Here is an 11138-nt window from a genome sequence, read left to right as displayed (position 1 = left end):
ATCCTTGCAACGCGCCCCGACTTCGACGACGAGGACCGCGAGTGGCTGCATCATCTTGTCGCCGATTGGCAGGTGATCGCCGATTTGAGCTTTGCCGATCTGCTGCTGCTGGTACAGGATGGCGATGGCAAATACGTGGTGGCCGAGCAATGCCGTCCATCCACCGTTATGACGCTGCGGGCGGAAGACGTGGTGGGAAACGTCATGCCGGACGACATGGTCGGCGAATTGGACGCCGCCATGCTCTCCAGCGTGGTGTTCCGCTCCACGGTATTGAGAACCGTGGGCAAGGCGACCGTCTGCAACGTGTACGCGCCGGTTCGGCACAATGGCAAGACCTTGGGCTTGGTCGTGCGTGAGACCAATATGGCCACACGAGAATCCAACGGCCGATATGAGTCGGAAAGCATCAACGCCGGCAAGCATCTGTACGAGATGATTCCGCGAGGCCAATTCCCCTACAAGGATTCGGTGATGAGCCAACGCCATATCGCTCGCGTGGCGGACGGCTTCATCATCCTGACCATGGACGGCGTGGTTCGATACGCAGCCCCGAACGCCATCAGCTGCTTTAGGCGTCTCGGTCTGCTGACCACCATGCCTGGCCATTACCTCAGCGAACTCGGCACACAGCTATTGAAGGAGAACGACCCTGTTCCGGAAACCCTGCCGTTGGTGTTGACAGGCAAAGCCGCGGTCGACTCCGAACTCAACGCCAACCGTTCCGCCGTCTCGATGCGCTCGTTGCCCTTGTATGACAACAACGGCCGTATCGGAGCGATTCTGCTATGCCGTGACGTCACCGAGCTGCGCCGTCGTGAGCAGGAGCTGCAGACCAAGGACGCTACGATTTCCGAGATTCACCATCGTGTCAAGAACAACCTGCAGGCCGTCTCCGCATTGCTGAGGCTTCAGGCTCGTAAGACCAAGTCGGATGAGGTCAAGAAGGAATTGCAGGAGGCGCAACGCCGCGTGCAGACCATTGCCATGGTGCATGAGGGATTGAGCCAGACCGCCGACGAGGTCGTCGACTTCGACAAGGTGATCGCCAACCTGCTGCGCATGGCCGTGGACCTAGCCACGATGAAAGACCAGCACATCGATATCAACTACATGGGCAAGTTCGGCATGATGCCCGCTCAGGATGCCACGCCGCTGTCCCTCGTGCTGACCGAGCTCATCACCAATTCGGTGGAGCATGGGTTCGAAGGCCGCAAGGATGGCCATATCACGATTTCCGTGGGCCGCTCCGGCCCGAACCTCAATGTGGTGGTCGAGGATGACGGTTCCGGTCTCGGCTCCGAAGAACAGGGTGGATTGGCTCGTTCTTCCGGTTCCGGTTTGGGCACGCAGATCATCAACACCTTTGTGACCAATGATTTCGGTGGTTCCGTGCATTGGGAGCCGCGCCGCGAAGGCGGCACCCGCGTGGTGCTTGATATGAAGCTCAGGGCTGCTCAGGACGAGTGATGCGAAGCCCGAAATGAGGAAACCCTCCCAAGCGGGAGGGTTTCCTAGTATGACGAAGCGATAATCAAAACATCAGATTTGCATCTGCATGGCCTGAGAACGGCGGGCGCGCATGGCGCGGCGCTTCAGCGCACGACGCTCATCTTCGCTCAAGCCGCCCCACACGCCGTAATCCTGATTGGTGTCCAGTGCGCACTTCAGGCATGCGTCAATCACTTTGCAGGTGCGGCACACGGCCTTGGCCTCCTCAATCTGCTGATAGGCTGCACCGGTGTTGCCCACCGGGAAGAAGAGTTCCGGATCCTTGTCACGACATGCGGCCTTGGCTCGCCAATCAAAAGCGCTGCTCATTGCTTGCCTCCCTTAAAAGCCCCGTGGCTGGTGTTGTTCCTTAAGTCCAGTACCAAGGTAACCACGAACCGTGGTGATTTTCAAGAGGTTTTGCCGAGAAAAAACCGAAGTTTTCACGAAGCGCACTGCACCAGACATGCCGATGTGCCCTCGATGAGCACGGCCCGGCCCGCGTTGTCGGCATCGATATGACTCATCATATCCAATAGGCGAGCGGGGACTCCGGCCATAAGATCGGACGTTCTCTCCCCGCACGGGAACACGATTCTGGTATTGCAATGCTCCGGTATACGTATCGGGCGAATCGTGCTGACGGCGAATACCACGCTGACGGACTCATCGGCCAACGCATGTGTGAAAGACAGCGCCTGCTCGTCGGTGCGGAATGGGTCGAACAACTCATCGGCGTCGTCGACGAACCACACGATATGCGGAGGCGGTGGTGCATCCGAGCTGGCATACGGCGTGCAGCGGCCGCCATGAAGCCATTGCGAGCTCCATACCCGACGATGCGGGGAACTGACACGTACCGCCAAGCCATCAGCCATGCTGGCGTGTCGAGCCAATGTTTTCAGCAACGTGGTTTTGCCGCGCCCCTGCGGGCCGATGACACCGATATTGCCACCGGTGAGGGATACCGTCGCCTCTCGCAGGTTGATGCCATCGTCGGCAAGTCCAAATCGAATGCGTTGCGGTGCGTGGTCGGCCACAGTCCGGTCTTTTACGTGCCGGGGGAGTGGCGCGGTAAACAGGGACGGTTGCGGCGGGCTTCCGACGAACCGCGATGCGAACGCGATCTGGCGGCACACCGCATCGATATCGCGTGCCGTTGCACAGCGGAATGCCGTCACCTGTTCGGAATCGTTGCAGAACGCCGCACCGGGCATTGCCGGACTGAGGTCGGCGGCACGACCATCGCCAAGCAGCTCGCATGATTGCAGACGGTCCCGAACCCGTAAACAAATGCTGACGGACATATTCGCCTTCATATCGGCACTGACCTGACCCATGGGATTCTGCGTACAGGCGATCAGATACATGCCCAGTGACCTGCCGAGCGAGGCAATACGCACCAGACGATTCACATAATCCGGGAGCTGGTCCTTCAGGGCATGGAATTCGTCAATGACCACGATCAGGCGCGGTGGTGGATTGACCATATCGCGGATATCGGAAGCATGGACAGCGGCGGACAGCTGTTCACGGCGTGTCAGTTCGGCTTCCAGCGCACGCAACGCGCGTACGGCATGCGCCAGATCCAGATCGCATACGCTGCCCACGGTATGCGGCAACCGTTCGAGTTTGCGGAACGCGGAACCGCCTTTGAAATCCAAGAACACGAAATTCAGATGCTCAGGCCCGTTCATCGAGGCGAGCGCCAGACACCAGCTTTGCAGCAACACGGATTTTCCGGAACCAGTGGTGCCGGCCACCAGAGCATGCGGCCCCTGACGGTTCAGATCGAGCATCAGCGGCTCGCTTCCGGTCATGCCGATCGGCACCGCAAGGTCAAGGGGTTCAAGCCAGCGGCCCACAATGGCGCGCCATGGCAGGCGTGCGAAGTGCAGCAGCGATTCTATCGGCTGCGACGGCGCATGACGGAGGTCTGCGGCGCGGTCATCGGCGTCGCCCGTGATACCGACATCGATCGTTGCCTGTTGCGGATCGGGAGCCTTCTCCGGGCCTGGAGGCGAGGGGAGCGTCAGCAGCAGGGACACGAGACAGGCGAATATGCCCGGTGCGATCATGGCGGCGAACAGCCATTGCCCGTGCAACAGCAGTATGACCATCATCAATGCCTGCGCGATCATCGGGCATGCCGCGGCAAACATGGTCAGGCGGGCGCGCAATGGCGGCGCGCCCAAACGGTGCTTCGCCCGGGATACGGCGGATGCCGTATGGACGGAATGTCGCTTCGAATCGTTCTGCTGTGATGTCATGCTTCCAGCGTGGGGGAACGCATGCCGAAAGCGCAAGCCGAATCAAGGTATGTGGTTCTAGCTTGCCGAGTTATCCACATGACATTTTGCCCGTGCATGATTGGCGGTGTAGGCAACGGTGACGATCATGCGCCGATGATGAAGCCGATGGGCTCCGGGAAAGCGTCGGTCAGCCTTCCGCCAGATTGCCCACGGTGCCGGCCTTATACGTGCCGTCGGCAAGTTGATTGAACAGTTCGGTGTTCTTGGCGTCGTCAAGCAGCACCGAGGAACCAACGCCATCAACGTAATAATCGGGGTCGGACCAGTACACGCTGCCGGAGATGCCATTCGAGCCGGTGGCGCTTTTGAACGCCAACGCCATGGTGAGCAACGTGTAAGGGTTGGTCTTCTCGTCCACGGTGAGTGCGCTCATCGCGGCATTGGACACTGCCACGATTTTGGACGGATTGGTCAGGGTCTCACTGCTGGAAGCCTTCTTGACGATGGCCGAGATGACCTGTCGCTGGCGTTCGTTGCGTCCGAAGTCTCCTCGCGCGTCGGCATATCGCATACGAGAGAAGGACAATGCGGTGGAACCATCCGCCGTATGGCATCCCGCCTTCCAGTTCAGTCCGGAATAGGAATCCTGAACATCCTCGTCATAGCACAGTTCGATACCGCCCAAGGCGTTCACCACGTTCTGCAGACCGCCGAACTTGATCTGTGCCACATGATCGATTTTCTGGCCGGTGATCTGCTCGACGTTGCTTACCAAAGCCTTCTTGCCCGCAATCAGCGCCACCGCATTGATTTTCATGTACTGGTTATCGACGTTCATGAGCGAATCGCGGGGAATGGAAACCAACGAACTCGGCCCGCTTTTGGGCTTGATCAGCACCAGAATCGTATCGGTCCTGAAGCCAGAGATATTGTCTACGCCGCCGTAATCGGTGGAACCGTCACGCTCATCGGAGCCAAGAATCAGCCAAGTCGAGGCCGGCGTGTTGGGGGTGTCGGTCAGCCAGTCGCTCCGGTTCAGTTTGCTGTCCACCCATTGCCAGGCACCGAAAACAGAAAGAATCAACGCCGCCACCAGTACCGCAATCGCGCATAAGATGATGCGCAAGGCGCGCGGCCGGTGTGCCGTTACCGTTTTCGCCGTTGCCGCCGCCGGCCGGCCAAGATGGCTGAACTTCGTGGACACGTTTGCTGCTGGCGATGAGGGCCGGGAAACCGACATATCCGACGGATTGCGCACGGCGTTGCGGGATGAGCCGGAAGACATCCGCGCTCGCGACGGCGGAATGCTGCGCGGTGCGGCGGCATCCGGAGCCGTGCTGCGGGTGGCACGTCCGGTTTTCGGAGAAAAACTGGGCGGAGTCCGCCTGCCGTTGTCCGTGACGTTGGCGCTTGCCGTGGCGTTGGCGTTCGGTTGAGGCTCTTCGATGTCATTTCCCGTGACGGACGGACGGGCCGATGGAGCCTGACCTGACTGGCGTGAGGCGCGGGCAGGGGCGAAGGAGCGTGGCACCTGCCCGGAAGGTCGGGTGCGTCGATTTCCCGCAGGAATGAAGCTTGGCGGGTTGATATGCGGATCCGCCCCACCTGATTCCTGCGTCATAACCCCTCCTGAAACTGTCGATTGTCTGAATGACACTTTGACACAGCATCCGCCGGGTGTTCCTGCGCTATGGTGTTCCTGCGCAGGAACGGCACAATATCATGTGCAACGGCATCAGGGCATCGTGTCCGCGCCATAGCACACAGTTCCATAAAAATGATGTAATGACACGAGAAAGAATTTGACAAAAACGAAATTGCATGTGTGTAATTTAGTCCGTATGAAAAGCTCAATAGGCAAGGAGAATCGCATGTGGGGTGTGGTCGACGATTCAGCCGAAGAGCCATGGCATGAATTGTGGGGACTATTCCGACCTGATGGCGATGTATCTTGGCAGCACAAGGCGTTGTGCGCGCAAACCGATCCGGAGGCGTTCTTCCCGGAAAAGGGAGGCTCGACCCGTGATGCCAAGCGTGTGTGCGCCAAATGCGAAGTGCGTGAACAATGCCTGAAATGGGCCATCGACCATGATGAGCGATTCGGTATTTGGGGCGGCATGAGCGAGCGCGAACGCCGTCGATATAAGCGAGAGCACCGGGAGCAGGCGTAGTTCCACACACACCCCCTTCAAGTCTGGTGCGTACACTGGGAGTTTATGAGTCCGACAGGTAATAGCGATATTCATGAGGCGTTGGCCGACGCCATGTCTTCTCGACCGTATACGCATAGGCAGGATGTGGATACCGGCATTACGGCTGTGATCACCGTTGAGGAGGATATGCGTTTCCTCCGGTCTACATTGCGTTCGGTATTGACGCAGAATGTTCTTCCGGGAGTCGTCATCATCGCCGACGCGACCGGGCGCGCCGGTTCGAGGATAACCACTTCGTTCGAGGTCATTCCCTCGCCATCGGGGCCGGTAATGGAGGTGCCGCAGTCCAAGCATGTGACCATTCACATCGTTTCGGCCAAGGGCGCGCGTTCCTTCGGCGATGCGGTCAGCCGGGCGTTGGATCGGGCCGATTTGGATGACGCTCCCCGCGCATTGTGGCTGCTCCATGATGATTCCCGCCCCTCGGATGCCTCATGCCTTGAACGATTGCTTGAGGCGTGGCGCAATACGCCGGGTGCCAGCGTGCTCGGGTGCAAACAGTGTGATTGGGAAGGATCCCACCTGCATGATGTCGGTATGTATGCAGGCCGACACGCCGTGCATTCCCTGGTGGTCGATGGAGAACCCGATCAGGAGCAGTATGACGGGCGACAGGATGTGTTCGCGGTGTCGCTGGCGGGCGCGCTGGTGTCCATGTCGCAATTCACGCGACTGCGGGGCATCAATGCCTGGCTGACCACCTACAGCGAATCGGTCGATTTCTGCCGCCGTGTCTGCCTGAGCGGCGGACGCGTGGTGGTAGTCCCGCAAGCGGAGATATCACATCGTCGCGCACGGTATGAGGGCATTCGTACGCGAGGCGGGGAGCCGCTTAAGGACGATCACACGGTCAATCATGCGATGACGGTGCATCGCTCCCAACAGCGCTATCTGTACACTGACCTGGCCATGTCGTCCTGGATTATCGTCTGGCTGTGGAGGCTGATTCGCAGTTTTGGCATGGCCATAGCCATGATGTTCGGCAAGAAGCCGTATGAAGCATGGGTGCAATTGTGCCTGCCATGGTTGGCTTTGGCCGATATCGCGGGAAACATGAAATCGCGCAGGCTGGTGGCCAGACAGTCGAAGGTCGCCGCATCGTCCCTGCAGGTTTTGTTCGCCGACAGTCGGCAGATCAAGCAGTTCCATGATCGTCGGGATGCATTCCAATCCCAGCAGGGCAGAGTGCTGCTCAGTCCGCTGGAACGTGCCCATCTGCGGACACGCACCATATATCGCTGGAGCGCAGCCGTGGTGATGGCGCTGGTGTGCTTTGCGGCCATCGTGGTGATGTATTGGCCGGTGTTCCGTTCGATATTCTCCGGTGGATCGTTGTATTCCGATGTGTTGCTTTCCACCGGTGCCAGCTTCACTCAACTGGTGCAATCCGCCACCACGCCATGGGTGTTTGGCAGCGGCACCGGCATTCCTGCGCCGCCCACGCCGTGGCTGCTGGTGCTGATGCTGGCCTCGCTGGTCACGCTCGGCCATGTGACCGCCGCTCTGGCGATGATACTGTTTGTGGCCGCGCCGCTGAGCGCATTGTCGTTCTGGGCGCTGGCGGGCGTATTCACCCGCTCGGACGTGGTTCGTGTGCTGGGAGGACTGTTGTGGGCATCCACCGGCATTATGTTCGGCTGGTATGCGCAGGCCAATATGCCGATGCTCACCGTAATGGTGTTCCTGCCGGCCGCGTTCGCATTCGTGTTCCGTGCCGTGGGCATGTACCATACCGAAGACCCGCTCAAGCCGCGCACATCCGTTCAGGCCGCGGCCATCGCCGCACTGTGCTTCATCCCTGTGGTGGCCGCCGAACCGCAGCTGCTGTTCGCGCTGATCGTCGTGTTCCTGATGTTCCTGCTGTTCGTGCGCCGCAAGCGCGCCATGCTGTTGCTTATTCCGGTTCCTGCCGCCTTTGCGGTGGCCCCTACGCTCGTCAATGCGGTGCGTTACGCCGATTTGGGCATGTGGCGTCAACTGTTCGGCGACATCACGGTGCCAACGTCATCCGCCAACGGGTCGCCGGCGTCGCTGAGCCTGCTTGAGGCCGCACAGCGTGCGCTGGGATGGCGAATGGGATCGACTGAGCATGCCGATTTGGCGGTCACTGTGCTGTTCGGCGTCATCACGCTGCTCGCTCTTGCTTCGCTGGTGCTGCCGTTCGCGTTGCGGACCTCGCGGCTGATGTGGGTGGTAATCGTTTGCGGAGGCGCGCTCGCCCTGATTTCCAGCCGTGTGGCCATAGCCGTGGATGCCGATGGTGTCGTGGCCGGTTCCGCGCAGCCTGGCATCGCGATGATGATATTGGGCTTCCTTGCCTGCGTGTGCCTCGTCGCCGGTGGGGCGGTGAAGCGATTCCAACCGTTGCATGCGTCCGGCAGCGATCCCGCACCGAAAAAGGACCGGCTGCATGCGCTCATCGTGTCTGGCCGTGTGGTGCTTGCTCTGATACTGGTGTGCTGCATCGGCATTCAATGCATGTATGGCATCGAACGTCATAAGGATGCGGGACTGGGCGTGTCCGAAAACGGCCTGCCCATGGTCACCACCGATTATCTGGAAGCCAGTGCCGATCATCGTGTGCTTGCCGTGAGCGCGGAGACCCGCAACATCGTCAACTATGCGGTGATGCGCACCTCGCGCGGCGATCTGATCGACAGCTCCCCGGTCCAGCGGGCGCGCCTGCTGTCCGGCAAGCATGATGCGGTTGACGAACAGCTGGCCCAGGCCTGTGCCTCGCTGCTGTCCAATCCCGACGAAGAGGCCATCGCGGCCATCAGCGCGCTTGGATTCGGCGGCATCTACGTGGTTCCCGAGACCGGCGATTCCTCGAACGACATGCCGTATGAACAGTTGAGCGCGAATATCGCCGCATCGAACGGCACCCAGTCCCTGGTCTCCACGGATAGCGGCAGCTACTATCGTCTGACGCTGCGCAGCAGCGCCTCGCAGCAGGTGGATACCTCATGGCAGCAACGTGCACAGCATAGTGTCTGGAGGCACGCCTGGCTGATATGCCTAGGTGTGATCACGGCGTTGTACTGCTTGGTCGCCATGCCTCGCAGACGACTGTCCTACGGATTGGAGGAGCAGGCATGAGAAACACAACTTCTGGTTTCAAACGTGCGATCGGCATCGTGCTCGGTGTGATCACCATGCTGGTGTTGATTGCGCTGTTCGTCGTTCTCGTCATGGCCCCCATCCCCAATATCCGGGTGGATAAGGTGGCCGCTTCCGATAATGCCATCGACCAGGCCGTTAGTCCGACCCAGTCCGAAACCTACTGCCCGGCACCTATGGGATTGGCCGATACCGGCACGTACGGCGACAGCGCCTTCCAGGCCACTGTCGGCAATCTGAGCACACAGGCGCGCTATGCGGCGTTCGGCTCCGTCTACAGCGCCACTGTCTCGGCGATCGGGCAAAAGTCCAGTTCAGATGACGTGACTTTGAAAGACGCCGATCCGACCGACGATTCCTCGGTGAAAACCGGTGCTCAGAAGATCGATCAGGGAGCTCGCCTGATCAATACCCGTATGCTGCAGGCCGCCGTCGGCACCGGCACCGTCGGCACCATCGCATCATGGGCCGATGATGGCGATGTGAGAGGCGTATCGGCGGCATCCTGCGTATCGACCTCGCTCAGCCAGTCGTTTCTGCTCTCCGGCGGCACGACCGGTACCACACAGCAGCTCATCGTCTCGAATCCCTCCACCAAGCCGACCACCGTCGACATTGCCGTCTGGGGTTCCGAGACAGCCGGGAAAATGGCATTGTCCACACAGTCCACGCTGTCTGTGCCGGCCGAGGGGGAGTCCTCGATGGAACTGTCCGCCGCGGTCGATGGGCAGCATGGTCTGTTCGTGACCGTTTCCAGCAAGGAGACTCCTATCGCGTCCGTGGTACGTACGGTGACCATGGATGGTCTGACACCGAAGGGTTCTGATTTCGCGCTGCCGCTGCCGACCGCATCCAATGCATCGGTGGCGCCGTCCATCACTGCCGGCGATGCGGTCACCGCTTATCTGTTCGCCAAGGCAGACACCAGCACCGGGCTGTCATGGATTACCGACAAAGGCTTGGTTCCCGCCAAAGATGCCACCGTCACTGCCGATAAGGTGACGGCGATCGACTTGGGAGAGGCTCCTGATGGGGCGTTGGGCGTGATGTCCACCGCAGAGGATGCCGTGTCGTTCTCCGTCAAGGCCACACGCTCCGGTGACTCCGGCCAAGCCGATTTCGCATTGGTCAATGCCGGCGAGCCATCCGAATTCTCGGGGCTGGCCCTTCCCGACGGAGTAAAGGCCTCCATCACGCTGGCCAACACATCCAATGCGCGCAGGACGGTCACCTTGCGCGCCTACGATGATGCCGGTGCTTCGGTGACCTCCGAGGAAATCACGCTGGATGCGAACGCGGCGCAAACGATTGAGACCGGCAAACTTTCCGGCGATCATGGCACCGCGGTCGTGCTGATGTTGGAGGACTCATCCAAGAAAGTGAGCTGGGGAGCGCGTTTCAGTCACGATTCGTTGCAAGACAAGGACATCGCCGGATTGTCCGCCATCGACGCTTCAACGCTGATGCCCGCCACGGTCCATGTCTGGGCTCGGAACGATTCCTCCATCGTCAAGTAGAAGGGTATGCTCGCCGAAGCGTCAGTCTGATGATGTTTCGGCGGCGATATAGCTGCGGGCCGTGCCACTATCTTATTACAAGTGACACGGCCCGCAGTGTTGTCACAGGCCCCAGTCAGGGTCGATTTCCTCAGGCCTGCGCCCATACAATTCCGCTATGCGGGCCACCAGCTCATCCCTGACGGCCAATTGCAATTCGAGCTTGGTAGGTGCCTCGGTCTGCAACGGCATACGGTAGAGCACGACTCGTGCGGGAATGCCGTGGCTGGCGGGGAAGCACTGGGACGTCATATTCGGCTCGGTCTGCCAAGGCGTCGGATCCGAAGGAGGCACATCCTCCACCGCGAACTGGATCGGACGTATCAGTTCCGGCCACGCTTGGCCGAGCCTGCGAACCTGGGCCGCCACCATATCGTCGAACATGCCGGTGCGAGTGCGGTAACGGGGCAGACGGGTGCCGAACATCGGGGTTCGTGTGCCGCGACCGTGGCGGTTGCGGTAGATTCGTGCGTTCCAAGGTGGCTGAAGCATGGTTCCCACCATAG

General features: G+C 60.1%; 9 protein-coding genes. 5 read left to right on the top strand and 4 right to left on the bottom strand.

The window, feature by feature from the left end; translation table 11 throughout:
• On the top strand, positions 1 to 1470 hold a 1470-nt coding region (locus tag Q5H31_RS07615; RefSeq protein WP_302457643.1), incomplete at its 5' end, for a sensor histidine kinase.
• A 72-nt stretch (positions 1471 to 1542) separates the two neighbouring features.
• On the opposite strand, the gene Q5H31_RS07610 is transcribed toward Q5H31_RS07615, so the two are convergent.
• The 3 genes from Q5H31_RS07610 to Q5H31_RS08235 form a co-directional block, all read right to left on the bottom strand.
• A complete protein-coding gene (locus Q5H31_RS07610) occupies positions 1543 to 1821 on the bottom strand; it encodes a WhiB family transcriptional regulator (protein WP_003835265.1) in 279 nt (92 codons plus the stop codon).
• Between the two features lie 113 nt (positions 1822 to 1934).
• Complete coding sequence (locus Q5H31_RS07605; protein ID WP_007051899.1) at positions 1935 to 3761, bottom strand: FtsK/SpoIIIE domain-containing protein; 1827 nt, start codon at positions 3759 to 3761, stop codon at positions 1935 to 1937.
• Between the two features lie 169 nt (positions 3762 to 3930).
• Positions 3931 to 4836, bottom strand: a complete 906-nt coding sequence (locus Q5H31_RS08235; protein ID WP_007053575.1) for an LCP family protein — start codon at positions 4834 to 4836, stop codon at positions 3931 to 3933.
• Between the two features lie 103 nt (positions 4837 to 4939).
• Here Q5H31_RS08235 and Q5H31_RS08230 point away from each other — a divergent pair, with 103 nt between their 5' ends.
• From Q5H31_RS08230 to Q5H31_RS07585, 4 genes are all read left to right on the top strand, one after another.
• Positions 4940 to 5179 (top strand): hypothetical protein, encoded by a 240-nt coding sequence (locus Q5H31_RS08230; RefSeq protein ID WP_368043775.1) that lies wholly within the window; start codon positions 4940 to 4942, stop codon positions 5177 to 5179.
• A gap of 435 nt (positions 5180 to 5614) precedes the next feature.
• Positions 5615 to 5914 carry a WhiB family transcriptional regulator gene (locus Q5H31_RS07595; RefSeq protein WP_012578068.1) on the top strand — a complete coding sequence of 100 codons (300 nt, stop codon included), beginning with the start codon at positions 5615 to 5617 and terminating at the stop codon, positions 5912 to 5914.
• A 45-nt stretch (positions 5915 to 5959) separates the two neighbouring features.
• The gene (locus tag Q5H31_RS07590) at positions 5960 to 9055 is read left to right on the top strand and encodes a glycosyltransferase family 2 protein (protein ID WP_302457641.1); all 3096 of its coding nucleotides are present in this window, start codon (positions 5960 to 5962) and stop codon (positions 9053 to 9055) included.
• Positions 9052 to 10593, top strand: coding sequence for a DUF5719 family protein (locus Q5H31_RS07585; RefSeq protein WP_302457640.1), 1542 nt, complete (start codon positions 9052 to 9054; stop codon positions 10591 to 10593). The genes Q5H31_RS07590 and Q5H31_RS07585 overlap by 4 nt, the downstream gene beginning before the upstream one ends.
• Positions 10594 to 10695: 102 nt before the next feature.
• On the opposite strand, the gene Q5H31_RS07580 is transcribed toward Q5H31_RS07585, so the two are convergent.
• Positions 10696 to 11058: a metallopeptidase family protein gene (locus tag Q5H31_RS07580; RefSeq protein WP_368043776.1), complete on the bottom strand. Its 363-nt coding sequence runs from the start codon at positions 11056 to 11058 to the stop codon at positions 10696 to 10698.
• Between the last annotated feature and the right edge of the window lie 80 nt (positions 11059 to 11138).

Origin of the sequence: uncultured Bifidobacterium sp. (assembly GCF_959020155.1) — a bacterium.
Classification (GTDB): domain Bacteria; phylum Actinomycetota; class Actinomycetes; order Actinomycetales; family Bifidobacteriaceae; genus Bifidobacterium.
The sequence above is the reverse complement of the archived record's forward strand: the minus strand, read 5'-3'. Positions and strand labels throughout refer to the sequence as shown.